Origin of the sequence: Isoptericola variabilis 225, from assembly GCF_000215105.1 — a bacterium.
GTDB classification, from domain to species: Bacteria; Actinomycetota; Actinomycetes; order Actinomycetales; family Cellulomonadaceae; genus Isoptericola; species Isoptericola variabilis_A.
This window is the reverse complement of record NC_015588.1, coordinates 13253-36649: the sequence shown is the minus strand read 5'-3', so window position 1 is coordinate 36649 and position 23397 is coordinate 13253. Positions and strand designations below refer to the sequence as shown.

Genomic DNA, 23397 nt, shown 5'->3' with positions numbered 1-23397 from the left:
GTACCCATGACCGTCGAGCCGATGCCCACGCCCATGCTCGAGCGCCGCGCCGAGCAGCTCGAGGACGACGACGCCCTCGACCGCCTGGTCGAGCGCCTCCAGCGCCTCGCGGCGAGCGTGGTGCCCGAGGGCCGCCTGCGCCAGGAGCTGCGCGGACGCTCGCTCGGGCACGCGCTGCACCCCGTGCTCACCGACCTGCCCCTGGGGTGCTGGACCGCCGCGACGGTCCTCGACCTCGTGGGCCCGGAGAAGCACGCCGACGCCGCGCGCACCCTCGTGGGCGCCGGGGTGCTCGCCGTCGTCCCGACCGCCCTCAGCGGGCTCGCCGACTGGGTGGGGCTGCGCAGCACGGCGTCGCGGCGGGTCGGGGCCGCGCACGCGGCGCTCAACGGCGTCGCCGGGACGCTGTTCGCGACGTCGTGGCTGCTGCGGCGGCGCGGCAGCACGTCGGCCGGCATCGCCGCGAGCATGCTCGGCGTGGGGGTCGTGACCGTGAGCGGCTACCTCGGCGGCCACCTCGCGATCGGCCGCGCCGAGCCGTCCGCGAGCGCCACGGACGTCGTCTGAGCGGGCGCGCGCGTCCTCACCTGCGCGAGCACCGGCGTCGGACCCGCACTACCGTCGGGGCGTGAGCGACGTCGCGACCGAGGTGACGACCGGGCCCACGATCTGGGTCCCCGACGTCCTGCCCGGCTTCGAGCAGTTCACGCTCGAGCTGACCGAGGACGTCGAGGGCCCCGTCGTCGCGACGCTCGTGCGCCGCGCGCGCGACGCGGCCCGCGCGGACGTGCCCGACGCGGGCGTCGACGTGCTCTACGTGCACGGGTGGACCGACTACTTCTTCCAGACGCACCTCGCGGACTTCTGGGAGTCGCTCGGCGTGCGGTTCCACGCGCTCGACCTGCGCAAGTACGGGCGGAGCCTGCGCGAGCACCAGACGCCCGGGTTCGTGCTGTCGCTCAAGACGTACGACGAGGACGTCGAGGCGGCGCTCGCCGTCCTGGGCCACGGCCCGGACGCCGTGACCGACCGGCGTCTCGTGCTCATGGGGCACTCGACCGGCGGCCTCGTCCTGAGCCTGTGGACGGCGTACCACCCGGGTCGGGTCGCGGGGCTCGTCCTCAACAGCCCGTGGCTCGAGTTCCAGACCCGGCAGGTGGGTCGGCGCATGCTCGAGCCGGGCGTGCGGGCTCAGGCGGCGCTCGCGCCGCGCAGCCACCTCGTCAACGTCGACCTCGGGTACTACATCCGCACGGTCTCGAACCGGTTCGAGGGGGAGTGGGACATCGACCCGAGGTTCCGGCCCGACGAGGGGTGGCGCGCAACGCCGGGGTGGCTCGCGGCGATCTTCCGCGGGCAGGAGCGGGTGCGCCGCGGCCTGGGGATCGAGGCGCCCGTGCTCGTGCTGCTCTCGGCGGCCTCGACGCCGCCGGTGCGGTGGAGCGAGGCGATGCGCCGCACCGACACGGTGCTCGACGTCGTCGGCATCGCCCGGCGCGTGCCGCGCCTGGGCAGCGTCGTGACACTGGTCCAGGTCGACGGCGCGCTGCACGACGTCACGCTGTCCGCGCCCGAGGTGCGCGACGTCGTCTGGCGCGAGACCGCCCGGTGGTTCCACGGGTACGTCGGCGCCCGGCCGGCGCCCGAGCCCGAGCCGGAGCCGGAGCCGGAGCCCGCGTGGGTCGCGCGGCTGCGCGGCTGGCTCACAGGCCGCGGACCATCTCCAGCTCCTGACCGGCGTCGCTCGCGAACGACCGACCCGTCCCGGTGAAGCCGAGCCGCTCGTAGGCGGCCCGGGCGCGCGCGTTGTCGGTGTGCGCGAACAGCCGGGCCTCCTCGGCGCCGCGCCCGCGCGCCCAGGAGAGCGCCTCGTCGACGAGCCGCCCCAGCAGCCCGCGGCCGCGGTGGCCGGGGCTCACGTAGACCGCGACGAGCATGACCTGCCGCCGCGCGACCACGTCGCCCGCGACGTCGTCGGCGCCGGGCTGCTCGAGCAGCGCGGTCAGCGTGCCGACCCACCGTCCGCCGGCGGGCTCGACCGCGACGACCTGCACGACGTCGTCGCCCCGGGCGGCGTTGCGCGTGCGGGTGCGCCAGAACCCGTCCGGGTGGGCGCGGGCCGCCTCGAGCGACTCGAGGAACGCGATCGGGGCGGCCGGGTCGGCGAGCGCCTCGAGCCGCAGGTCGCGGGCCTGCCGCCACTCGTCGGCGCGGACGCGGCGGACCTCGTAGCCCGGGGTCGTCGCGTCGGCGCGGGTCACGCGACGCCCTCGCGCCCGTCGAGGCGGGCGCGCACGTGCTCGACGACGCCGTCGGCCGCGGACTCGATCTCGGACAGGGTCGTCTCGAAGCCGGCCTGGTCGCCGTACCAGGGGTCGTCGACGTCGAGCACGTGCTCGCTCTCGCCGGGCGCGAGCCGGGGCGCGGCGGGGTCGAACGACCGGTACATGCGCACGTCGGCGTCGGGCGCGAGGCGCCGCAGCACGCGCGCGTGCTGCGCGGTCATCGCGAGCACGAGGTCGCGCTCGCGCAGGTCCTCGGCGCGCACCTGCCGCGCGCAGTGGCCGTCGCCCGTCGGGTAGCCGTGGGCGGCGAGGACGCGCACGGCGCGCGGGTCGACGGGGTTGCCGTGCTCCTCGTCGCTGATGCCGGTCGAGTCGACGACGACGCGGTCGGCGAGCCCCGCGGCCTCGAGCCGGTCGCGCAGCACGATCTCGGCCATGGGGGAGCGGCAGATGTTCCCGGTGCACACGGTCATCACGCGGTAGGTCACGCCGCCATTGTGCCGCGACGTCTTCGGCGGGCCGGGACGCGCGCTGCGCCCTAGCGTGGGGGGCATGGTGAGGTGGTCTGCCGACGGAGTGGTGGCGGTGACGGGCGCGGGCGGGAGGCTCGGGTCCCGGCTCGCGTTCCGCCTGGCCGCCGAGGGCGCGCGCCAGAAGCTCGTGACGCGCAGCCCGGACCACGTCCCGCGGCTCGACGACGGGCGTCCGCTGCCCGAGTCCCAGGTGGCGCGCATCGACGGCTACGACGACGCGGAGGGGCTGCGCCGCGCGTTCGACCGCGTCCGCACCGTCTTCCTCGTGAGCGCGGCCGAGTCCGCGAACCGCGTGGAGCTGCACACCGCGGCGATCGACGCGGCGGTCGCGGCGGGCGTCGAGCGCCTCGTGTACGTGTCGTTCGTGGGCGCCGCACCCGACGCCGTGTTCACGTTCGCGCGCGACCACTGGCACACCGAGGAGCACCTGCGGGCCTCGGGCCTGCGGTGGACCGTGCTGCGCGACAACATCTACCACCACGCGCTCACGACGTTCGTCGGGCCCGACGGCGTCATCCGCGGGCCCGCGGGGGACGGGCGCGTCGCGTCGGTCTCGCACGACGACGTCGCCGACGTCGCGACGGCCGTCCTCCTCGACGAGAAGCCGAGGCGGCACGACGGCGTGACCTACGAGGTCACCGGCCCGCAGGCGCTCACGCTCCACGAGGTCGCGGCGATCCTGTCCGAGGCGGCGGGGCGCACCATCGTCTACGAGCCGGAGACGGTCGAGGAGGCGTACGCGTCGCGCGCGTCGGCCGGGGTCGAGGACCACGTCGTCGCCGGGTGGGTCTCGTCGTACGAGGCGATCGCGGCCGGCGCGCTCGAGCACGTCTCCGACGACGTCCCGCGCCTGGTGGGACGGCCCGCCCGGTCGCTGGCGCAGTGGCTCGACGACTACCCCGCGGAGTGGGCCCACCTGCTCGTGCGCGACCGCGCGTGAACGCCCTCGGTGAAAAACCCTTGGCCCGGCGCGCGGGCAGGCGTAGCGTCGTGCGCACATGAGAAGGGAGGTGATCCGAGCAGTGAAGACTCTTCGGACCCATGAGGTGGTCGCGCGCTAGGTCGCGCGTCTGAGCCAGCTTCGCGCCGTCAGGCGCGCGGACCGGTTGCGATTCCCACGCGACCACCGGAGCCCGCGGGTGCCGTGCCCTCGTCCAGCACGGCAGCAGGAGTCACCCTGCAGCCCGCGGGCTCTTTCGTGCCCGCGTCAGCCCGTCCGCAGCCTGGCGAGCAGCCGGTCGAGGGCCGCGGGCAGCGCCGCCAGCACGCCGACGTGCACGTCGTCGTCGACCAGCCCTTCCGGCCACGCGTCGCCCGCCGCGGCCGCGTCGGCGCCGAGCGCGCCCCACGGCCCGTCGAACATCGCGTGGTCGGCCGGCGTGAAGCTCGACGCGTCGAACTCCGCGGTCTCCTCGTGGCGAGCGCGCGCCTCGGTGCCCTGCAGCGCGGCACGCAGCCCGCCGTCGTCGGCCATGCCCGCGAACCACGCCTCCGTGCCGTCGTACGGGGCGACGCCCGCGAGCGTCACGACGCCGGCGACCCGCTCCGAGCGCAGCGCGGCCAGGGCGAGCGCGTGCGGGGCACCCCCGGAGGCGCCCACGGCCACGCACCGTCCGACGCCGAGCAGCTCGAGCGCATGCCCGACGTCGCGCGCCGCGGCCGCGACGGACCGTCCGGGCAGACGCGTGGACCCGCCGTAGCCGGGCCGGGCGCACGAGACCACACGCATCCCGCGGTCGTGCGCGGCGTCGAGCACGGGCCGCAGCAGCGCGCCGGACTGCGGCGAGCCGTGGTGCCAGACGAGAGCGGGGGCGTCACCGGGCGCCGGGCCGGTGTCGTGGACGACGAGCACCCGCCCGTCCGGCAGCCGCAGGTCGTGGCGCACGCTCATGCCCGGTCGCCCCGCTCGGGGGTGCGGGTGCGTCTCGCGTCGTCGCGGGTCACGCGCGCAAACTACCGCACCTCGCGCGCCGCGGGACGGTGGATCCTGGTAGACACGGCGGTGCGTCCACGATCCCCGGACGACCCCGGAGACCCACGAGGAGAGCCATGGCCTACTTCCGCCGCACCGGAGCGACGACGTTCGAGCCGACCGAGCAGGTCTCGGGCGCCTGGAGGACCGACGAGCAGCACGTCGCTCCGACGCTCGGGCTGCTCGCCCACCTCGTCGAGACGGACCGCGACGCGCGCGGGCGCGACGACCTCGTCGTCACGCGGCTCGCGTACGACATCTGGGGCACGTACCGGCTGGAGACCATGCACACCGAGGTGCAGGTCGTCCGCCCCGGCAAGGGGGTCGAGCTCGTCGAGGCCGCGGTGTCGTGCGGCGGACGCCGGGCCGTCACCCTCCGTGCCTGGCTCGCGCGGCCGGGCGACACCACGGCGCTCGCCGCCGACCCGCTGCCGCGCATCCCGGCGCCCCACGAGACGCCGGAGGCCGACCTGACCAAGGACTGGCCGGGCGGGTTCATCAAGACCGTCGAGGTGCGCCGCGCACAGGCCGAGCCCGGCCGGGCCAGCGCCTGGATCCGCACCGACGTGCCGCTCGTCGAGGACGAGAAGGTCAGCCCGCTCGCGCGCGCGGCGGGGATCCTCGACGTCGCCAACGGGCTCACCGTGCGCCGTGACCCGCGCGAGGTGGCGTTCCCCAACCTCGACCTCAGCGCTCACCTGTACCGGATCCCCGAGGGCGACTGGATCGGCTTCGACACGAGCGTCTCGTTCGGGCCCGCGGGCGTCGGGCTCACCAGCACCGTGCTCCACGACGAGCACGGGCCGGTCGGGACGGTCTCGCAGAGCCTGGTGGTGCGCCCGCTGGGGTGACGCGCGGCTCTGGAGTATGCCGACGAAGTGGCCGGGTAGCCATGGAGCGCTCATGGCTACCCGGCCGCTACGTCGAGGCGTCAGCCGGCGTACGTCTCGAGCTCCGCGACGCGTGGCGTGGCGCTCGAGCTCGTGATCTCGACGTTGATCTTGCTCAGCGTCGTGGCCGCGAAGCGGATGGTCCCGGCGCCGCTGCCGGTCGCCAGGACCCGGCCGTCGTCGTTGTTGACGACGCGCCACGAGCCGATGGCCCCCACGGCCCCGGCGGCCTCCCGGATCACGACGGTCGACACCGTGGTCGGCGATCCCCACTTGATCGAGATGCGGCCCGTCGAGCCGGCCGGAGACCAGTAGGTGCTCAGGTCGCCGTCGCGCACGTTGCCGTAGCTCGTGCCGTCGGCCTTGCTCGAGCCGTCCGAGCCCGCACCGATGCTGAGGTTCACCCCGGTGGGCGTGGGTTCCGGGGTTGGCTCCGGCGTCGGGTCGGGCGTAGGCGTCGGCGTCGGCGTCGGGTCCTGCGGTGAGCAGGTCCCGTCGGAGACGAGCAGCCCCGTGTTCGCGCCGGCCGTGCGCGTGACGACGTCGGGCACGCAGCTCGCCGGGTCGAGCCCGTACGCGTACGGGATGCTCACCGACGTGGTCGACGTCGGGTTCGGCCCGGCGGGGTTGTACGTGCTGCTGCTGGACGACCACCGGACGTTGTCGAAGACGTTCCCGGCGACCTCCCAGTAGCCGGCCTGGTCGGTGTAGAAGGTCCCGAGGACGTCCTTGGAGTCCTTGAAGTAGTTGTTCTCGACCTTGATCCGGGCGCCGGCGCGCGAGTTGATGCCCGACTCGTTGATCCGCACGTAGTGGTTGTTGTACGCGTGCGCGATGCCACCGCGCAGCAGGGGAGTGCGGGAGTCGATGTTCTCGTACCGGTTGTGGTGGAACGTCACGAAGCCGTTCGAGAGGTCCGACTCGCTGGATCCGACGAGCCCGCCGCGGCCCGAGTTCCGCAGGATGCTGTACGAGAGCGTCACGTACTGCGTGTCGTTCTTCATGTCGAAGAGGCCGTCGTAGCCCTCCGCCTCGCCGCCGGAGGCCTCCAGCGTCACGTGGTCGACCCAGACGTTGCGTACGCCGCTCTCCATGCCGATCGCGTCGCCGCCGTTGGAGATCGGGGAACCCGACTTCTTGACGTTCCGCACGGTCACGTTCTGGATGATGATGTTGCTCGCCTCGCGGATGTGGATCCCCACCTGGTCGAAGACGGCGCCTGCACCGACGCCGACGAGCGTGACGTTGCTGATCTGCTTGAGCTCGATGACGCCGTCGGCGGTGTTGCAGCTGGCGCCGGAGACCTTGCTGGTGCCGGCGTGGGTGATGGTGCCCTCGACCTCGATGACGATCGGCGTGCTGCTGGTCGGCCGGTTGCACAGGGCCGCGTGGATCTCGGTGCCCGACGTCGCCCGGACGGTCTGCCCGCCGGCGCCGCCGGTGGTACCGCCGTTGGCGGATGCGAAGCCCGTCGCGGAGCCGGTCGCCGCCTGGGCGTCCTGGGCAGCGAGGGCGGTGACGCCGACCGAGGCGGTCAGGGCCAGGCCGGCCCCGGCCGCGAGGAGTCGGAGCGCAGATGGTCGTCTCATGGTGCCTCACCTTCGTCGTTGAACATGGGGACAGAGCGGTGCTGCGGTGGTGCGTCGGTGCTGGCGCGGCGACGGTGCCGCGCGGAGGCTCGAGAGCCCGGTCGGTCGCGCACAGAGTGAGCAACCGGTTTCCGACATTAGAGACCGGTTTCTGACCGCGCAACAGGAACCACGCATCGGCGCGCGGCGCTGGGCGGTGCACCGTGGCCGCGCGCCGACGTCGTACGGCAGGTCGCGACGTCGTACGCCCGGGGTACGACCTCGCGACCGGAGGTACGACCTCGCGAGAGAGAAGGCTGGATAGACGACGAAGGCCCCGGCTCGATGAGCCGGGGCCTTCGTGCCACGTGCGCGAGGGGGGAGTTGAACCCCCACGCCCTCTCGGGCACACGGACCTGAACCGTGCGCGTCTGCCTATTCCGCCACTCGCGCGTGCCGCAGAAGATTAGCACGCCTCCGGGCCCGCGCCCCACCCGCGGGGCGGGATGTGACGCACGCCGCGGACGCCACGCCGTCGTGACCCCGCCGTGACCCGGGACGGCCGCTTCTGCGCCGATCGTGCGCAGGAAATCCACACCCGGACGGGGCCGCATGCTGCGACGCTGCCTACGATCTAGATAGTCTGCCCGCGAACGTCTTACGGGCTGCGAGAGGAGGTGGCATGGGCGCCCTGGAGCGCTTCGAGAAGAGCGTCGAGCGCATGATGAACAACGCCTTCGCCAAGGTCGGCCGCAACAGCGAGCTCAAGCCGATCGAGCTCGCGAGCCGGCTGCGCCGCGAGCTCGACGACCGGGCCGCGGTCGTCGGACGCGACCGGACGGTGGCACCGAACGAGTTCACGATCGAGCTGTCGCCGAACGACTTCGCGCAGATCGAGGCGTGGGGCGCCGAGACGCTCGCCGACGAGCTGGCCGCGAACCTCACCGAGTACGCCGCCTCGCAGCACTACGCGTTCGTGGGCCCGGTGAGCGTGTCGTTCGAGGAGCACGAGGAGCTCACGGGCGGCCGGTTCCAGGTCCGTTCGGCGAGCGTGCGCGGCAACGTCGCGCCCGCGACGTCGTCGGCCCCGAGCACCCGGCACCCGCTCATCGACATCGACGGCCAGCGCTACCTGCTCACGGGCCCCGTGACGGTCATCGGCCGCGACGCCGACGCCGACATCGTGGTGGACGACCCGGGCGTCTCGCGCCGCCACCTCGAGATCCGCGTGACGCCGGACGGCGTCATCGCCACGGACCTCGGCTCCACGAACGGCCTGTTCGTCGAGGGCCACCAGGTCCCGGCCGCCACCCTGCTGGACGGCAACACCCTGACCATCGGACGCACCCGGATCATGTTCTGGACCGGCACGTCGGCGGGTCAGCAGAGCGAGGAGTGGTGATCCTAGAGGGATGAGTGAGCTGACGTTCACCCTGCTGCGGCTGGGTTACCTGGTCCTGCTCTGGGTGTTCGTGCTCTCCGCGGTCGCCGTGCTGCGGCGCGACCTCACCGCGCGCGTCTCGGACCGCACGGACCGCCGTCGTCGGGACGACGGACGGGCCGCGGCCCGGCAGGCCGGTGCGGCCGCCGCGGCGGCTCCGCCCGCCCCGGCGACGCCGACGCCGCCGCCCCGCGGCGGCTCGCGCCCCACCCGCCTCGTCGTCACCGCAGGCCCGCTCACCGGCACGTCGCTGCCGCTGGGCGGGTCGTCGATCCTCATCGGCCGCTCGCCGGCCTGCACGCTCGTGCTCGACGACGACTACTCGTCGTCGCGGCACGCACGCATCTACCCCCAGGGCGACCAGTGGTTCGTGGAGGACCTCGGCTCGACGAACGGCACGTTCCTCGGTGACCACCAGGTCACCGGGCCGACCCCGCTCCCGCCGGGCGTCGGGGTCCAGATCGGCCGGTCCGTCGTCGAGCTGCAGGGGTGAGCGCCACCGTGACCGTCACCCTGCGCTTCGCCGCGCGCTCCGACGTCGGGCTCGTGCGGTCGAACAACCAGGACTCGGCGTACGCCGGACCGCACCTGCTCGTCGTGGCCGACGGTATGGGCGGGCACGCGGGCGGCGACGTCGCGTCCCGGATCGCGATCGCCGCCCTCGCCCCGCTCGACACCGCGGACCACGGCCCCGAGCAGGCGCTCGAGGACCTCGAGCGGACCGTCGAGCAGGCACGCCTCGACCTCGTGCACGCGTCCGAGGCCGATCCCGACCTCGCCGGTATGGGGACCACCGTGACGGCCCTGCTGCGCTCGGGCAACACGCTCGCGATGGCCCACCTGGGCGACTCGCGCGCCTACCTGCTGCGCGACGGCGTGTTGACGCAGGTCACGGTCGACCACACGTTCGTGCAGCACCTCGTCGACACGGGCCGCATCTCGCCGGACGAGGCCGAGCACCACCCGCAGCGCAACGTCGTCATGCGCGTCCTGGGCGACTTCGACGTCGACCTCACGCCCGACATGTCGATCCGCGAGGCGCGCCCGGGCGACCGGTGGCTGCTGTGCTCGGACGGTCTGTCCGGGTTCGTGCCGCCCGAGCAGCTCACCGAGGTACTCGTCGAGTCGGAGACCCCCGACGAGGCGGCCGACATGCTCGTCACGCTCGCGATGACCGCGGGCAGCACCGACAACATCACGGTCGTCGTGGCCGACGTCGTCGACGAGGACGACGCCGCCGCCGCGGTGGTCGACGAGTCCGTCCAGGTCGTCGGCGCGGCCGCCAACGACGCGCCACCCCTGCCGGCCGGGATCGGCGGGCACGACGACGCCGCGCACGCCGGCGACCACGACCCGGACGACCTCGAGGACGACGACCCGGACGACGGCGACGTCCGCCCGGTCTCGCGCCGGCGGCGCCCGTGGGTGGGCGTCCTCGTGACGCTGCTCGTGCTCGGCGGCATCGCGTACGGCGGCTGGTGGCTCTACGGGTGGACCCAGCAGCAGTACTACCTGGGCGTCGTGGACGGTCAGGTCGCGATCTACCAGGGCATCCCCGCGAGCGTCGGGCCGCTGTCGCTGTCGACGCCGGTCGAGCTCACGGGCACGTCGGTCGACGACCTGCCCGCGTACTGGGCCGACCAGCTCGACGGCACGATCCGCGCGGCGTCCCGCGAGGAGGCCGTCGAGCGCGCCGACCGGCTCATCGCCGAGGCGACGCCCGAGCCCACCGCGACGCCCACGCCGTCGCCGTCCCCGAGCGCCTCGCCCGAGGCCCAGGAGGCGACCGGATGAGCGCCGTCGCGCAGGCACCCGCGGGCCGCACGGTCGAGCCGCACGAGCGGCGTCCCCTCCGGCTCGCGGAGTTGTTCCTCCTCGTCCTCGCGCTCGCCGCGGGCATCGGTGCGTTCGCCATGGTCGGGCGCGCGACGACGGGCGACCTGCCCGAGGGCTTCTGGATCACGAGCGGCATGCTCGTCGGCATGGCCCTCGTCGGGCACGTCGTCCTGCACGTCCGCGCGCCGTGGGCCGACCAGGTGATCCTCCCGGCGGTCGTGCTGCTCAACGGCCTGGGGCTCGCGACGATCCTGCGGCTCGAGCTGTCGGGCGCGCGGACCATGGAGGCCGCGAACGCGTCGTCGAACGCCGTCTACTCGCTGCTCGGGGCGGTGATCGCGTTCGGGATCCTGTGGTTCGTGCGCGACCACCGGTCGTTGCGGCGCTTCACGTACACCGCGATGATCGTCGGCCTCCTGCTCGTCATGCTGCCGCTCGTCCCGGGGCTGGGGCAGGAGATCAACGGGGCGCGGATCTGGGTCCGGCTCGCGGGCATGTCCATGCAGCCCGCCGAGTTCGCGAAGATCGCGTTCGCCGTGTTCTTCGCCGGCTACCTCGTCATGAACCGCGACACGCTGACGCTGGCAGGCAAGAAGGTGCTCGGGCTGCAGCTGCCGCGCGTCCGTGACCTCGGGCCGATCCTCATCGTCTGGGTCGCCTCGCTCGGCGTGCTCGTGTTCGAGCGGGACCTCGGTACCTCGCTGCTGTTCTTCGGCCTCTTCGTCGCGATGCTCTACCTGGCGACCGAGCGGTTCAGCTGGGTGCTCATCGGCCTGGTGCTGTTCGGCACCGGAGCGTTCTTCGCCGCGAGCCTGTTCCCGCACGTCGGCGCCCGCATGGACGTGTGGCTGAACCCCTTCGACCAGGCGCTGTACGACCGCGTGGGCGGCTCGTTCCAGGTGGTACAGGGCCTGTTCGCGCTCGGCGCGGGCGGGCTGTTCGGCACCGGCTGGGGCGAGGGCTACCCGCACCGCGTGCCGTTCGCGTACTCCGACTTCATCTACACGTCGATCGGCGAGGAGCTCGGGCTCACCGGGCTGCTCGCGCTCCTGCTCGTGTACCTGCTCGTCGCCCAGCGCGGCCTGCGCACCGCGCTCGCCGTGCGCGACGGCTTCGGCAAGCTGCTCGCCGGCGGCCTCGCCTTCATCATGGCGCTGCAGGTGTTCGTCGTGGTCGGCGGGATCACGCGGATCATCCCGCTCACGGGCCTGACGCTGCCGTTCATGGCGCAGGGCGGGTCGTCGCTGCTCGCCAACTGGATCGTGGTCGCGCTCCTGCTGCGCATCTCCGACAGCGCCCGCCGTCCGTCAGCGCTGCCCGTGCGGGGCCAGGTGGCGCCCCGCGGGGCCACGCACGAGCCAATCGTCGTCGGTCCCCACGACGAGGCGCCCGGCGGACGCCCGACGGGCACACCGGCGTCGGGCACACCGCTGCCGCGACGCACGCCCGCGTACGGCGGTCCCACCGAGATCATCGACACCACGCGGCCCGACGCCCCGAGAGGAGAGCACCCGTGAACACGACCCTGCGCCGGCTGGCCAGCGTCGTCATGGTCATGTTCGTGGCGCTCATGGTCTCGACCACGTGGATCCAGTTCTTCCAGGCGGGCGACCTCAACGACGACAACCGCAATGTCCGCAAGATCTACGCCGAGTACGGGACGGCCCGCGGGCCCATCGTCGTCGGCGGCGAGGCGATCGCGTACTCGACGCCCGTCGACGACGAGTTCGGCTACCAGCGCCAGTACGCCGACGGGCCCCTCTACGCGTCGCTGACCGGGTACTTCTCGCTCGTAAGCGGCACGTCGAAGATCGAGGACACCGAGAACGACTTCCTCAACGGCCGTGCCGACGCGCTGTGGGTCGACCGGCTGCAGAACCTGCTCACCGGCGCGGACCCGCAGGGCTCGTCGGTCGAGCTCACGATCGACCCGGCCGCGCAGCGGGCGGCGTGGGACGCGCTCGGTGACCAGCGTGGCGCCGTCGTCGCGATCGAGCCGTCGACGGGCCGCATCCTCGCCATGGTGTCCAAGCCGTCGTTCGACCCCAACCAGCTCGCGACGCACGACACGACCGCCGCGACGTCGGCGTACGAGGACCTCGCCAACGCCGAGGACCAGCCGCTGCTGAGCCGGGCGACGAACTGGCGCTACCCGCCCGGCTCGACGTTCAAGCTCATCACAGCGGCGGCCGCGATCGAGAGCGGCCGGTACGACGCCGGCACCGTCATCCCCGCGCCCGAGACGTACACGCCGCCCGGCACGGACCGCGCGATCCCCAACTACGGCGGCACCGCCTGCTCCCCGACCGACGAGCAGTCGCTCGCGGACGCCCTGCGGATCTCGTGCAACACCGCGTTCGCGCAGCTCGGCGTCGAGCTCGGCGACGAGGCGCTGCGCGAGCAGGCCGACGCGTTCGGGTTCAACGAGGCGTTCGACGTGCCGTTCCGCACGGTCACGAGCGTGTTCCCCGAGCCCCCGTTCGACCGCGCGTTCGCCGCGCAGGCGGCGATCGGGCAGTGGGACGTCACCGCGACGCCGCTCCAGGTCGCGATGGTCTCGGCCGCGATCGCGAACGACGGCGAGCTCATGGCGCCGTACGCCGTCGACCGCATCCGCGACCCGGAGCTCGAAGTCGTGCGGGAGACCTCGCCGCAGCGCATGAGCCGCCCGATATCGTCGACGACGGCGGACCAGCTCACCGACATGATGGTGGGCGTCGTGCAGGACGGGTCGGGCACGTCCGCCCAGATCCCCGGCGTCACGGTCGCGGGCAAGACGGGCACCGCGCAGTGGCAGGACGGGCGCGACCCGCACGCGTGGTTCACGGCGTTCGCGCCGGCCGAGGACCCGCAGGTCGCCGTCGCGGTCGTCGTCGAGCAGGGCGGCTCGTCGGGGTCCGAGGCGACGGGCGGTCGCGTGGCCGCCCCCGTCGCCAAGGCCGTCATCGAGGCGGTGCTGAACGGATGAGACCGAGCATCGGACTCGCCCTCGGCGACCGCTACCGGCTGACCCGCCGCATCGCCATCGGCGGCATGGGCGAGGTGTGGGTCGCCGACGACACGTACCTGGGCCGTGACGTCGCGGTCAAGGTGCTGCGCGAGGAGTACACGGGCAACGAGGACTTCCTGCGCCGCCTGCGCACCGAGGCCCGCAACAGCGCGGCGCTGTCGCACCCGAACATCGCCCAGATGTACGACTACGGCGAGCAGGACGGCACCGGCTACCTCGTCATGGAGCTCGTGCTCGGCGAGCCGCTGGCGGACCTGCTCGAGCGCGAGCCCGTCATCGCGCCGCGCAAGCTGCTGCCGATCCTGTCGGCCACCGCGCGGGGGCTCCACCACGCGCACCTCGCGAAGGTCGTGCACCGGGACGTCAAGCCAGGCAACATCCTGCTCGAGCACCCGACGCAGGGCGGCGGGGCGCCGCGCGGCGTGAAGATCACCGACTTCGGGGTGTCGCTCGCCGCGAACCAGGCGCCCATGACGGCCACCGGCATGGTCATGGGCACGGCCCAGTACCTTTCGCCCGAGCAGGCGGTGGGCCAGCCCGCGACGCCGGCCTCCGACGTCTACGCGCTCGGCATCGTCGCGTACGAGGCGACCGCCGGGCGGCGCCCCTTCACCGGTGCGACGCCGGTCGACATCGCCGTCGCCCACGTCAACAACCCCGTGCCGCCGCTGCCGCCGACCGTCCATCCCGGGCTCGCCGACCTCGTCGGCCGCATGCTCGAGAAGGACCCCGCACGACGTCCGGCGTCCGCCGCGGCCCTCGCGGACGAGCTCGACGCGCTCGCGCACGAGATCGCGGTCGACCCGCTCGGGGCGCGGTCGCGCTCGGCCCGGCGCGCCCAGGCGGCCGGACGACCGGTCCGTCGCGTCGCCGGACCGGCGATGCCGGCCGGACCGCGCCACGCGCCCGGGCCGGTCGCGACGCCGTCGGAGCCCACCGGCGTCGCGCACCAGGTCGCGACGCCGCCCGAGCCGACCCCGCGGCAGGTGCCCGACACCGTGCCGCCGGACGAGCAGGCCGCCCGCTCCTACGCGACGCGGCGCGAGGCCCGGGCCGCGCAGGGTGACGCGCGGCGCCCGTCGCCCGTGCGGCGCACCGAGCCGGTCCGGCCGGCGCCGGAGCCCGAGGTCCCCGCGCGGACGTCGACGACGACGGGACACCGGCTCGGACCGCTCGGACGGTTCTCCTGGCCGCTCGTCGCGCTGCTCGGCCTGCTCGTCGTGCTCCTCGTGGCGACGCTGGTCGCGCGCGGCGGCGGAGACGACGGCGCGGCGGGCGCCCTGCCGGCCGCAGGCACCGCCGTCGTGCCCGCGATGACCGGCCCCGACTCTGGGATGATGCTCCAAGACACGCTGCGCCCGGCGCGCGCGGACACTATCGAGAAGGACGACTGAGTGGTGGACAGCACCAGCACGCCGCGGGTTCTCGCGGGCAGGTACGAGGTCGGTGAGCTCATCGGCCGCGGCGGCATGGCCGAGGTGCACATCGGCCATGACACGCGCCTGGGTCGCACCGTCGCGATCAAGGTGCTCCGCTCCGACCTGGCACGCGACCCGTCGTTCCTCGCGCGCTTCCGCCGCGAGGCGCAGGCGGCCGCGGCGCTCAACCACCCCGCGATCGTCGCCGTCTACGACACGGGCGAGGACGTCCACACCGACCCCACCGGCGCCGCGGTGCACGTCCCGTTCATCGTCATGGAGTACGTCGAGGGCCACACGGTGCGCGACATCCTCTCGGACGGCGCCGCCGTGCCGATCGAGGAGGCCATCGAGATCACCGTCGGCGTGCTGAGCGCGCTCGAGTACTCGCACCACGCCGGCATCGTCCACCGCGACATCAAGCCCGCGAACGTCATGATCACGCCGACCGGCGCGGTCAAGGTCATGGACTTCGGCATCGCCCGCGCCGTGGCCGACTCGGCCGCGACCATGACCCAGACGCACGCCGTCATCGGTACCGCGCAGTACCTGTCGCCCGAGCAGGCGCGCGGCGAGCAGGTCGACGCGCGCAGCGACCTCTACTCGACCGGCTGCCTGCTGTTCGAGCTGCTCACGGGCCGGCCGCCGTTCGTCGGCGACTCGCCCGTCGCCGTCGCGTACCAGCACGTGGGGCAGGCGCCGCAGCGCCCGAGCGAGCTCGCGTCCGACGTGCCCGAGGTGCTCGACCGCATCACGCTCAAGGCCCTCACCAAGGACCGCGACCAGCGCTACTCGACGGCCGCCGAGTTCCGCTCGGACCTCGAGTCCGCCGCGCGCGGCGGGAACGTCACCGCGCCCATGATCGGTGCGGCCGCCGCAGGCGCCGCGGCCGGGTACGCGGCGACGCAGGTGCTCGGTGCGGGTCCCGGTGCCACGCAGGTCATGAGCCCGCAGAGCACCGCGGGGCCCTGGGGCGCCACGAGCGTCCAGCAGGCCGCCGCGCCCGTGGGCCCGCGCGAGGAGCCGGAGGAGGAGCAGCGCAGCCGCAAGGGGCTGATGTGGACGCTCATCGCGATCGGCGCGCTGGCGCTCGCCGCGATCATCGCGTTCCTCCTGCTGCGGCCTGACGGCACGGCGATGGCGACCGTGCCCGAGCTGCCCGCGACGGTGACGCCGTCGGAGGCGCAGCAGATCATCGAGGACGCCGGGTTCGTCTACGTCCAGGAGGAGGACGCCGAGTCGGAGGAGCCTGAGGGCACGTTCACGCGCCAGGACCCCGAGGGCGGCACGTCCGCGCCCGAGGGCTCCGAGGTGCACGTCTGGTTCTCGACCGGACCGGACTCCTTCGCGATGCCCGACGTGGTCGGGATGGACGTCGACGAGGCCGAGGACACGATCGAGGCGGCCGGGCTGGTCGTCGGCGAGGTCGAGGAGCAGAACCACGCCTCCGCGCCGGAGGACCAGGTCATCAGCTCCGACCCCGAGGCCGGCGCGTCGGTCAGCGAGGGCGACACCGTGAACCTCGTGGTGTCGACCGGCCAGGTCGAGCTGCCGAACCTCGTGGGTCGCACGCAGGAGGAGGCCGAAGCCACGCTCGCGGAGCTGCGCCTCACCGCGGTCATCGAGACCGAGGAGAGCGACGAGGAGCCCGGCACGGTCATCAAGCAGAGCCCCGAGGCCGGGCCGGTCAACCAGGGTGAGCGCGTCTCCCTCACGGTGGCACGCGAGCGCGAGGTCGAGACCGTGGCCGTGCCGGACGTCGTCGGCATGGAGGCGGAGCAGGCCGAGGCGACCATCAACGGCTGGAACCTCAACCCCACCGCCCGCACGGCGGAGTCCGACAGCGTCTGCCAGGGCCGTGTCATCGAGACCAACCCGCCCGCGGGCGCCGAGGTCGAGGTCGGCACCACGGTGACGTACACCGTGTCGCTCGGCCCCGGCGGCGCGGACTGCAACGGCGGCAACGGCGGCAACCGCGGCAACGGCGGCAACGGCGGGGGCGACGGTGACGGGGACGGCGACGGCGAGGGTGACGGAGGCGTCACCGGAAGCCTCCTCGGCGGCAACGGCTGACCTGCCCCCGCCGGCCGAGGTAGCGCTCCGCGCGGCGACGTAGCGCGTTTCGTCGCGAGGTAGCGCGTTTCCTCGCGAGGTAGCGCTCCGCCCGCCGACGTAGCGTGTTCGGCCGCGACGTAGCGCTCCGCGCGGCGACGTAGCGCGTTTCATCGCGACGTAGCGCGAGTGCCCGACGCCGGTACCTGCGTCGGGCACTCGCGTCCCTGAATGTCGTCGATGCAGCCCCGGACGACGACAAGCAGAGACGGAAGTGCGCGCTACCTCGCCAAGCCCAGCGCTACCTCGCCAACTCCAGCGCTACCTCGCCAAGCCCAGCGCTACCTCGCCAAGCCCAGCGCTACCTCGCCAAGCCCAGCGCTACCTCGCCAAGCCCAGCGCTACCTCGCCAAGCCCAGCGCTACCTCGCCAACTCCAGCGCTACCTCGCCAACTCCAGCGCTCTCGCCGGACGGGGTGGTCAGGACTGGTGGACGAGGGGCGCCATGCCCGCCGAGCGCTCCACGGCGCCGTCGTCGCCGCAGACCTCGAGCCAGTTGGCGAGCAGCCGGTGCCCGCCCTCGGTGAGCACGGACTCGGGGTGGAACTGCACGCCGTGCAGGGGGAGCTCGCGGTGCTGGAGGCCCATGACGACGCCGCTGGCGGTGGTGCCGGTGACGACGAGCTCGTCGGGCACCGTCTCCGGCAGCACGGCGAGCGAGTGGTAGCGCGTCGCGGTGAACGGTGACGCGAGCCCCGCGAGGACGCCGACGCCGTCGTGCTCGACGAGGCTCGTCTTGCCGTGCATGAGCTCGGGGGCGTGCGCCACGGTCGCCCCGTACACCTCGGCGAGGGCCTGGTGGCCGAGGCAGACGCCGAGCATCGGCGTGCGCGACGCGGCGCAGGCGCGGATGACGTCCTCGGACGCGCCGGCCTCCTTGGGCGTGCCGGGGCCGGGCGAGACGAGCACGCCGTCGAAGGCGGCGCCGTCGGCGTCGTGGAAGACCCCGTCGCCGTCGGCCTCGGGCACGGCGTCGTTGCGCACGACGACGGTGCGCGCCCCGAGCTGGTCGAGGTAGCCCACGATCGTGTACACGAACGAGTCGTAGTTGTCGACGACGAGGATGCGGGGGGCTGTGGTGCTCATGGTGCTCAGACCTCGACGGTGTTGTCGTTCATGGGGACGTACTCGGAGACCCAGGGGAAGACCCACTCGAAGCAGGCCAGCACGGCGGCCGCCGCCAGGAGCAGGAGGACCAGGACCCGGAACCAGGCCGGGCCCGGCAGCGCGCGCCAGAGCAGTCCGTACATCAGGATCCCCTCACGTTCACGCCGGCGTCGACCAGCTCGGCCGGCACGCCCTCGCTCACCGGCGCCCAGTAGTCGAGCTCGCCGTAGATGATGTACCGCTGGGCGGCCGAGTACATCGGGTGACAGGCGGTCATGGTGATGAACCGCTGCGTGAGCTCGGGCAGCGGTTCGCCCGGTCTGACGCCGGGCACCGCGGAGATGACCTCCACCTGGTTGGGCCAGACGATCTCCCGGCCCGTGACACGGTAGACGTACCAGGCCTCCGCGGTGCGCACGACGAGCGGGTCGCCGTTCTCGAGCTCGTGGACACGGTGGTACGGCTTGCCGTACGTCGTACGGTGACCGGCCGTGGCGAAGTTGCCGAGCTCACCCGGCATCGCGGTGCCGGGGTAGTGGCCGATGCCGAGCCGGTCCAGCACCGACGCCTTGTCCACACCCTCGGCGATCGGCGAGACGTAGTCGGCGCCCCAGCGCGGCACGTACAGCTCGGCGAAGACCGTGCCCTCGAACGGGTCGTCCAGGACCGGGGGCTCGCCGTCCTGCGGGGGCGCGACAGGCGGGGGCGCGCCGCCCTCCCCGTCGGACCCGGCGGACCCGCCGGGCTCGGGCCACTCGAGGCCGGCGAGGATCTCGGCGTGCTCCCGCTGCGCCTGCACGTCGGTCCACCACAGCTGCCAGACGACGAACAGCCCCAGCAGGACGCCGGCCGTGATGAGCAGCTCGCCCACGACGCCGACGAGCGTCGCCACCGGGCCGCGCCGGGGACGTGACCGGTGGACACCGTGCCTGGGGGGTGCGGAGACAAGACTCATGAGAACACGTCCGTCCCCTCGGGCACGCGGGCGTGCCGGAGCTCGGTGGCCCCCGTGTACGGCGGCAGCTCGAACTCGTCGGAGGTCTGAACGGACCAGCCGAGCGCGACCCAGTCGACGTACTGCTTGTACGTGGCGACGCCGGGCGAGGCGTCGAGCGCGGCGCGCAGCGCCTGCGGGTCACCGACCGCCTCGATGACGTACGGGGGCGAGAAGACCTTGCCGTGGAGCAGGAGGATGTTGCCGGAGCACCGGAAGGCCGAGGTCGACGTCACGCGCTCGCCCTGCAGCGTCATGGCCTCCGCGCCGCCCGCCCAGAGGGCGTTGATGACGTGCTCCATGTCCTGCTGGTGCACGACCAGGTCGTCCGGCCGGGCACCCGGGATCGAGGCGCTCGACGCCGGCGCGTCGTCGAGCGTGACGGTGAGTCCCGGCCCGCTCACCGGGCGCGAGCCCGACAGCACCGACTCGCGCGCCACGAGGTCCGCGGGGCGCGACGGCAGGTCGGCGGCCGCCGCCTCGCCAAGGCGGGCGACCTCGGCCTCGAGGGACTCGACCCGCTCGGACAGCCGCTCGACGCGCTCGGCCTCGGCCCGCACGAGCTGCGCGAGATCCTCTGGGTGCCGGCTGCCGCGCGTGTCCGCGAGCTGCGCGCTCACGGTGAACAGCAGGCCGGCCGCGGCGAGCACGGAACCGCCCACGAGGGCGGAGCGGAACCGTCGGTCCACAGCTCACCTCCCGTGTCGGCGTGGTCGCACCAGGTTCTCGGGCCACCACCGGGTCTCGGGTAGGTGTTCCCGACCACTACGCTAGACGAGGAAACGCCGTCGGCGTGCCCGTTGTCCACAGCGGGACGCCGCACCACCTCGCCCTGACAGGAGCCCGTCTCGTGCCCGAGTCGAAGTCCCGCAAGAAGAAGGTCGCGCCCGCGACGCCGGCCGAGCCCCGGCCCGCGCGCCAGGAGGGGAACCCCCGGTGGCTGGTGCCGACGATGCTCGGGCTCATGGTGCTCGGTCTCGTGTGGATCGTCCTGTACTACCTCACGTCCAACGGTCTCGGGCTGCCGGTGCCGGCGCTCGGCACGTGGAACCTCGCCGTCGGCTTCGTGCTCATCATCGCGGGCTTCGCGCTGACCACCCGCTGGCGGTGAGAGTTCCACAGGTGTAGTTCCACACCTGTGAGCAAACCTGGGGACAACCCGGGGACGACGTCGCGCGGCTCAGTACCAGCCGACGCCGACGTACTTCCAGGCCGCCAGCAGGACGAGCGCCAGGCCTATCCCGACCGGGACGGCCCAGCCCACGAGGGCCTGGCGCTCGCGCGGTGCGCGGGCGTACGCGGCCCCGACGGCGAGCCCGGTCACGAGCCCGCCTAGGTGGGCCTGCCACGCGATGCCGGGGACGACGAAGCCGATGACCCCGTTGATCGCGAGCAGCACGACGATCTGCCGGGCGCTGCCGCCCATGCGCCGCAGCACCGGGATGAGCGCGCCGAAGAGGCCGAACACCATCCCGGACGCACCCACCACGCCCTGGTACCAGGTGCCGTCCGCGGGCCCGCCGGCGAGCAGGAGCCAGCCGACCGAGCCGCCCACGGCCGACAGCAGCGCGAGCACGACGAAGCGCCCGCGCCCGAGGAGCGGCTCGAGCGCCTGACCCGTGATCCACAGGGCCCACATGTTGAACAGGATGTGGAGGACGCCGCTCGTCGAGTGCAGGAACGCCGCCGTGAGGAAGCGCCACGGCTCGACGACGCCCGTCGCCGCCGAGAACGCCCACTGCTGCGACCACGCGTGGCCCACGGTGAGCTGGAGGGCGAAGCTCACGACGCACAGCCCGATGAGCGTGTAGGTGACCACCGGCGTCGCCGAGCGCGGCGTACGGCCGCCGAGCACCGTCGTCGTGCGCGGCGCACGCCGGGCCGCCTCACGCACGCAGTCCACGCACTGGATGCCCACCGGTGCCGGACGCTGGCACTCGGGGCACGCCGGCCGTCCGCAGCGCTGGCAGCGCACGTACGACACGCGGTCCGGGTGCCGCGGGCAGACGGGCGGCGCGGCCGTCGGGTCCGGAACGGCCGGGTCCTGGTTCGCGGTGATGGTTCAGTCCTCCGTCGCTCGCGTCGGGCGGGGCGACGACAACGCTAGCCGGAAGACGAGGCGCCTTCGACGCGAAGAAGCTCAGTCCTCGATCGTCACGCTGTTGATGACGATGTCCTCGACCGGACGGTCGCCGGGACGCGTCTTGGTCGAGCCGATGGCGTCGACGACGGCGCGGGACTCGTCGTCCGCGACCTTGCCGAAGATCGTGTGCTTGCCGTTGAGCCACGGCGTCTCGGCGGTCGTGATGAAGAACTGCGAGCCGTTCGTGCCCTCGGTCGCGCCCGTGACGGGGTTGCGGCGCTTGCCCGCGTTGGCCATGGCGAGGAGGTACTTCTCGGAGAAGGTCAGCTCGGGGTGGATCTCGTCGTCGAACGTGTAGCCGGGGCCGCCGGTGCCGGTGCCCAGCGGGTCGCCGCCCTGGATCATGAAGTTGTCGATGACGCGGTGGAAGATCACGCCGTCGTACAGCGGGTCGTTGCGCTCGGCTCCCGTGCGCGGGTCGGTCCAGGTCTTGGTGCCCTTGGCGAGGCCGACGAAGTTCGCGACCGTCTTGGGCGCGTGGTTCGGTAGCAGCTCGATGCGGATGTCGCCGGCGGTGGTGTGGAGGGTTGCGAACATGGCCCCATCCTCTCACCGCCTGCGGGTGGGCGTGCCCGACGGAGGGCGGCGCGTCCAGCGGTGCGCGCTGCGGACGCCGGTGGCAGAGTGGGCTCATGGTGCACACCCCGAAGATCGACATGTCCAGGATCGACTCCGCCAGGGTCAAGGACTCGGCGACCGAGGCTGCGGCCGTCCTGGTGGGCGCCGGCACCACGGCGGCGCACGCCGCGAAGGATGCCGCGTACCAGGCCAAGGACTGGGCCGAGCCCCGCGTCGAGGCGTTCCTCGAGTGGCTGCGTCCGCGCGCGGAGAAGGCGTACTACGACAGCGTCCGCGCGGCCGCGCCGCGCGTCGAGATGGCGGCCGGGAAGGCGGCGCCCGCGATCGACACCGCCCACGACAAGATCGTCGACGAGTACCTCCCGCGCGTCGTCGCCGCGTTCAACTCGGCCGCCGCCCGTGCGGGTGCCGTGGCCGCGTCGGCCGCCGCCGCCGCGGAGGCCGCCGAGAAGCAGGCCGCGAAGGCGCAGCGCCGGTCGCGCCGGCGCAAGGGCTTCCTGTGGGTCCTGCTCGGCGGGATCGCGGCCGTCGCGGGCTACACCTTCTGGCGCCGCGCCCAGCCGCAGAACGACCCCTGGGCCGAGCCGTGGGAGCAGGCCAGCGCCCCCGACTACGACGGCGTCGCGCGCGAGGCGAAGCACGCCGTCGGCGACGCGGCCGAGGCCGTGGGGGAGGCGGCGGGCGTCGCGGTCGCCCGCGGCCGCGAGGCGCGCGAGCAGGCGGCCGAGAAGGTCACCGAGGCCGTCGAGAAGGCCAAGGAGCAGACCCGCAAGGCCCAGACCCGTCGCAGCTCGACCGCCAAGAACGCCGAGCAGGCGCCCGGCGAGACGGCGGAGTCCGGCGGCACGGCCGCCCAGGGCACCGCGACCCCGCCCAGCACGTCGACCGACGCCGTCGTCGACGCCGCGGAGGAGACGAAGCCGGGCAGCACGTCCGGCGACACCACGCCCGGAGGCGACAAGCCCCAGGCCTGACCCGAGTGCACCGAACGCACGAGAGCCCCCGTCCGCTCGGACGGGGGCTCTCGTCGTGCGTGGAGCCAAGGGGACTCGAACCCCTAACCCCCTGCTTGCAAAGCAGGTGCGCTACCAATTGCGCCATGGCCCCGTGCGGGCCGGTGGCCGCGCTGGGAGGGAGCTCAGTCGAGGGTGTCGGTGACCTCGGACCAGAGGTCACGCTCGGCCGCGTCGCCGGAGAGCCGGCGCCACACGGCGTAGCCCGCGCCGAGCGCGAGGAGGACGACGACGATCTTCTTCACTCAGACCTCCTCGTCACGGCCCACGCGGCGGGCCGCTGCGTCTGTGGCCGGGGAGTGGGGCTAGGAGGACTTGAACCTCCGACCTCTTCCTTATCAGGGAAGCGCTCTAACCGTCTGAGCTATAGCCCCGGGCCGCGTCCTGTCGAACGCGTGCAGCACGGAACACTACCGCACCGCCGGGTCCGTGCCCAAACCCGGACGGCGTCCGTGCGGTGTGATCTGCGTCGGCCGCAGGCACCGCACGGACGGTC

Annotated in this window: 24 protein-coding genes and 3 tRNA genes; 13 read left to right on the top strand and 14 right to left on the bottom strand. The window is 73.5% G+C overall.

Annotated elements, in window-relative coordinates:
• Positions 1-6 precede the first annotated feature (6 nt).
• Entirely contained in the window at positions 7-567 is a 561-nt protein-coding gene (locus ISOVA_RS00180) for a DUF2231 domain-containing protein (RefSeq protein WP_013837246.1), read from the top strand.
• A gap of 61 nt (positions 568-628) precedes the next feature.
• Entirely contained in the window at positions 629-1771 is a 1143-nt protein-coding gene (locus ISOVA_RS00175; protein ID WP_013837245.1) for an alpha/beta hydrolase, read from the top strand.
• On the opposite strand, the gene ISOVA_RS00170 is transcribed toward ISOVA_RS00175, so the two are convergent.
• A complete protein-coding gene (locus ISOVA_RS00170) occupies positions 1704-2261 on the bottom strand; it encodes a GNAT family N-acetyltransferase (protein WP_013837244.1) in 558 nt (185 codons plus the stop codon). The two genes, ISOVA_RS00175 and ISOVA_RS00170, sit on opposite strands and share 68 nt — an antisense overlap.
• A complete protein-coding gene (locus tag ISOVA_RS00165; protein ID WP_013837243.1) occupies positions 2258-2773 on the bottom strand; it encodes a low molecular weight protein-tyrosine-phosphatase in 516 nt (171 codons plus the stop codon). The genes ISOVA_RS00170 and ISOVA_RS00165 overlap by 4 nt, the downstream gene beginning before the upstream one ends.
• 64 nt (positions 2774-2837) lie before the next feature.
• Here ISOVA_RS00165 and ISOVA_RS00160 point away from each other — a divergent pair, with 64 nt between their 5' ends.
• Entirely contained in the window at positions 2838-3758 is a 921-nt protein-coding gene (locus ISOVA_RS00160) for an SDR family oxidoreductase (RefSeq protein WP_013837242.1), read from the top strand.
• A 267-nt stretch (positions 3759-4025) separates the two neighbouring features.
• Here ISOVA_RS00160 and ISOVA_RS00155 read toward each other — a convergent pair whose 3' ends face one another.
• Entirely contained in the window at positions 4026-4709 is a 684-nt protein-coding gene (locus ISOVA_RS00155) for an alpha/beta fold hydrolase (protein ID WP_013837241.1), read from the bottom strand.
• 158 nt (positions 4710-4867) lie between these two features.
• On the opposite strand from ISOVA_RS00155, the gene ISOVA_RS00150 reads away from it, so the two are divergent.
• Positions 4868-5641, top strand: a complete 774-nt coding sequence (locus tag ISOVA_RS00150) for a thioesterase family protein (RefSeq protein WP_013837240.1) — start codon at positions 4868-4870, stop codon at positions 5639-5641.
• Between the two features lie 80 nt (positions 5642-5721).
• Here the strand turns inward: ISOVA_RS00150 and ISOVA_RS00145 are convergent, their stop codons facing one another.
• Positions 5722-7269: a pectate lyase family protein gene (locus tag ISOVA_RS00145; RefSeq protein WP_013837239.1), complete on the bottom strand. Its 1548-nt coding sequence runs from the start codon at positions 7267-7269 to the stop codon at positions 5722-5724.
• A gap of 348 nt (positions 7270-7617) precedes the next feature.
• Positions 7618-7701 (bottom strand) — tRNA-Leu (locus ISOVA_RS00140).
• Positions 7702-7930: 229 nt separating this feature from the next.
• On the opposite strand from ISOVA_RS00140, the gene ISOVA_RS00135 reads away from it, so the two are divergent.
• From ISOVA_RS00135 to pknB, 7 genes are read left to right on the top strand one after another with little or no spacing between them, the layout of a single operon-like run.
• Positions 7931-8650 (top strand): FhaA domain-containing protein, encoded by a 720-nt coding sequence (locus ISOVA_RS00135; RefSeq protein WP_013837238.1) that lies wholly within the window; start codon positions 7931-7933, stop codon positions 8648-8650.
• 10 nt (positions 8651-8660) lie between these two features.
• Positions 8661-9182 carry an FHA domain-containing protein FhaB/FipA gene (locus tag ISOVA_RS00130; RefSeq protein WP_013837237.1) on the top strand — a complete coding sequence of 174 codons (522 nt, stop codon included), beginning with the start codon at positions 8661-8663 and terminating at the stop codon, positions 9180-9182.
• Positions 9179-10483, top strand: coding sequence for a PP2C family protein-serine/threonine phosphatase (locus tag ISOVA_RS00125; protein WP_013837236.1), 1305 nt, complete (start codon positions 9179-9181; stop codon positions 10481-10483). The genes ISOVA_RS00130 and ISOVA_RS00125 overlap by 4 nt, the downstream gene beginning before the upstream one ends.
• Positions 10480-12042: an FtsW/RodA/SpoVE family cell cycle protein gene (locus tag ISOVA_RS00120; RefSeq protein WP_013837235.1), complete on the top strand. Its 1563-nt coding sequence runs from the start codon at positions 10480-10482 to the stop codon at positions 12040-12042. Before ISOVA_RS00125 ends, ISOVA_RS00120 begins: the two co-directional genes overlap by 4 nt.
• Complete coding sequence (locus tag ISOVA_RS00115; RefSeq protein ID WP_013837234.1) at positions 12039-13493, top strand: peptidoglycan D,D-transpeptidase FtsI family protein; 1455 nt, start codon at positions 12039-12041, stop codon at positions 13491-13493. The genes ISOVA_RS00120 and ISOVA_RS00115 overlap by 4 nt, the downstream gene beginning before the upstream one ends.
• Positions 13490-14929 carry a serine/threonine-protein kinase gene (locus ISOVA_RS00110; protein WP_013837233.1) on the top strand — a complete coding sequence of 480 codons (1440 nt, stop codon included), beginning with the start codon at positions 13490-13492 and terminating at the stop codon, positions 14927-14929. The genes ISOVA_RS00115 and ISOVA_RS00110 overlap by 4 nt, the downstream gene beginning before the upstream one ends.
• Complete coding sequence (gene pknB, locus ISOVA_RS00105; protein ID WP_049788186.1) at positions 14930-17026, top strand: Stk1 family PASTA domain-containing Ser/Thr kinase; 2097 nt, start codon at positions 14930-14932, stop codon at positions 17024-17026.
• 459 nt (positions 17027-17485) lie between these two features.
• On the opposite strand, the gene ISOVA_RS00100 is transcribed toward pknB, so the two are convergent.
• From ISOVA_RS00100 to ISOVA_RS00085, 4 genes are read right to left on the bottom strand one after another with little or no spacing between them, the layout of a single operon-like run.
• Positions 17486-18151 (bottom strand): aminodeoxychorismate/anthranilate synthase component II, encoded by a 666-nt coding sequence (locus ISOVA_RS00100; RefSeq protein WP_013837231.1) that lies wholly within the window; start codon positions 18149-18151, stop codon positions 17486-17488.
• A 5-nt stretch (positions 18152-18156) separates the two neighbouring features.
• A complete protein-coding gene (locus ISOVA_RS16610; RefSeq protein ID WP_013837230.1) occupies positions 18157-18315 on the bottom strand; it encodes a hypothetical protein in 159 nt (52 codons plus the stop codon).
• Positions 18315-19064, bottom strand: a complete 750-nt coding sequence (locus ISOVA_RS00090; RefSeq protein WP_233275921.1) for a class E sortase — start codon at positions 19062-19064, stop codon at positions 18315-18317. The genes ISOVA_RS16610 and ISOVA_RS00090 overlap by 1 nt, the downstream gene beginning before the upstream one ends.
• Before the next feature lie 59 nt (positions 19065-19123).
• A complete protein-coding gene (locus ISOVA_RS00085) occupies positions 19124-19855 on the bottom strand; it encodes a DUF881 domain-containing protein (protein WP_013837228.1) in 732 nt (243 codons plus the stop codon).
• 161 nt (positions 19856-20016) lie between these two features.
• On the opposite strand from ISOVA_RS00085, the gene ISOVA_RS00080 reads away from it, so the two are divergent.
• Positions 20017-20277, top strand: coding sequence for a cell division protein CrgA (locus ISOVA_RS00080; RefSeq protein ID WP_013837227.1), 261 nt, complete (start codon positions 20017-20019; stop codon positions 20275-20277).
• A 69-nt stretch (positions 20278-20346) separates the two neighbouring features.
• Here ISOVA_RS00080 and ISOVA_RS00075 read toward each other — a convergent pair whose 3' ends face one another.
• Both ISOVA_RS00075 and ISOVA_RS00070 read right to left on the bottom strand, forming a co-directional pair.
• Complete coding sequence (locus ISOVA_RS00075) at positions 20347-21225, bottom strand: rhomboid family intramembrane serine protease (protein WP_013837226.1); 879 nt, start codon at positions 21223-21225, stop codon at positions 20347-20349.
• Positions 21226-21306: 81 nt separating this feature from the next.
• Positions 21307-21846, bottom strand: a complete 540-nt coding sequence (locus tag ISOVA_RS00070) for a peptidylprolyl isomerase (protein ID WP_013837225.1) — start codon at positions 21844-21846, stop codon at positions 21307-21309.
• 95 nt (positions 21847-21941) lie between these two features.
• Between ISOVA_RS00070 and ISOVA_RS00065 the strand changes: the two genes are divergently transcribed.
• On the top strand, positions 21942-22862 hold the full coding sequence (locus ISOVA_RS00065; protein ID WP_013837224.1) for a hypothetical protein: 921 nt from the start codon (positions 21942-21944) through the stop codon (positions 22860-22862).
• Between the two features lie 60 nt (positions 22863-22922).
• Here ISOVA_RS00065 and ISOVA_RS00060 read toward each other — a convergent pair.
• The 3 genes from ISOVA_RS00060 to ISOVA_RS00055 all read right to left on the bottom strand — a co-directional run bounded on the left by ISOVA_RS00060 (position 22923) and on the right by ISOVA_RS00055 (position 23275).
• Positions 22923-22995 (bottom strand) — tRNA-Ala (locus ISOVA_RS00060).
• Positions 22996-23026: 31 nt separating this feature from the next.
• Positions 23027-23146 carry a DLW-39 family protein gene (locus ISOVA_RS16875; RefSeq protein ID WP_013837223.1) on the bottom strand — a complete coding sequence of 40 codons (120 nt, stop codon included), beginning with the start codon at positions 23144-23146 and terminating at the stop codon, positions 23027-23029.
• Between the two features lie 55 nt (positions 23147-23201).
• Positions 23202-23275 (bottom strand) — tRNA-Ile (locus ISOVA_RS00055).
• Between the last annotated feature and the right edge of the window lie 122 nt (positions 23276-23397).

Bases quoted from the DNA above. Each gene is read 5' to 3' on its own strand.
- ISOVA_RS00150 (WP_013837240.1), top strand. From the start codon at position 4,868: ATGGCCTACTTCCGCCGCACCGGAGCGACGACGTTCGAGCCGACCGAG.
- ISOVA_RS00065 (WP_013837224.1), top strand. From the start codon at position 21,942: ATGGTGCACACCCCGAAGATCGACATGTCCAGGATCGACTCCGCCAGG.
- ISOVA_RS00130 (WP_013837237.1), top strand. From the start codon at position 8,661: ATGAGTGAGCTGACGTTCACCCTGCTGCGGCTGGGTTACCTGGTCCTG.
- ISOVA_RS00100 (WP_013837231.1), bottom strand. From the start codon at position 18,151: ATGAGCACCACAGCCCCCCGCATCCTCGTCGTCGACAACTACGACTCG.
- ISOVA_RS00160 (WP_013837242.1), top strand. From the start codon at position 2,838: ATGGTGAGGTGGTCTGCCGACGGAGTGGTGGCGGTGACGGGCGCGGGC.
- ISOVA_RS16610 (WP_013837230.1), bottom strand. From the start codon at position 18,315: ATGTACGGACTGCTCTGGCGCGCGCTGCCGGGCCCGGCCTGGTTCCGG.
- ISOVA_RS00135 (WP_013837238.1), top strand. From the start codon at position 7,931: ATGGGCGCCCTGGAGCGCTTCGAGAAGAGCGTCGAGCGCATGATGAAC.
- ISOVA_RS00120 (WP_013837235.1), top strand. From the start codon at position 10,480: ATGAGCGCCGTCGCGCAGGCACCCGCGGGCCGCACGGTCGAGCCGCAC.
- ISOVA_RS00155 (WP_013837241.1), bottom strand. From the start codon at position 4,709: ATGAGCGTGCGCCACGACCTGCGGCTGCCGGACGGGCGGGTGCTCGTC.
- ISOVA_RS00110 (WP_013837233.1), top strand. From the start codon at position 13,490: ATGAGACCGAGCATCGGACTCGCCCTCGGCGACCGCTACCGGCTGACC.
- ISOVA_RS00180 (WP_013837246.1), top strand. From the start codon at position 7: ATGACCGTCGAGCCGATGCCCACGCCCATGCTCGAGCGCCGCGCCGAG.
- ISOVA_RS00070 (WP_013837225.1), bottom strand. From the start codon at position 21,846: ATGTTCGCAACCCTCCACACCACCGCCGGCGACATCCGCATCGAGCTG.
- ISOVA_RS00145 (WP_013837239.1), bottom strand. From the start codon at position 7,269: ATGAGACGACCATCTGCGCTCCGACTCCTCGCGGCCGGGGCCGGCCTG.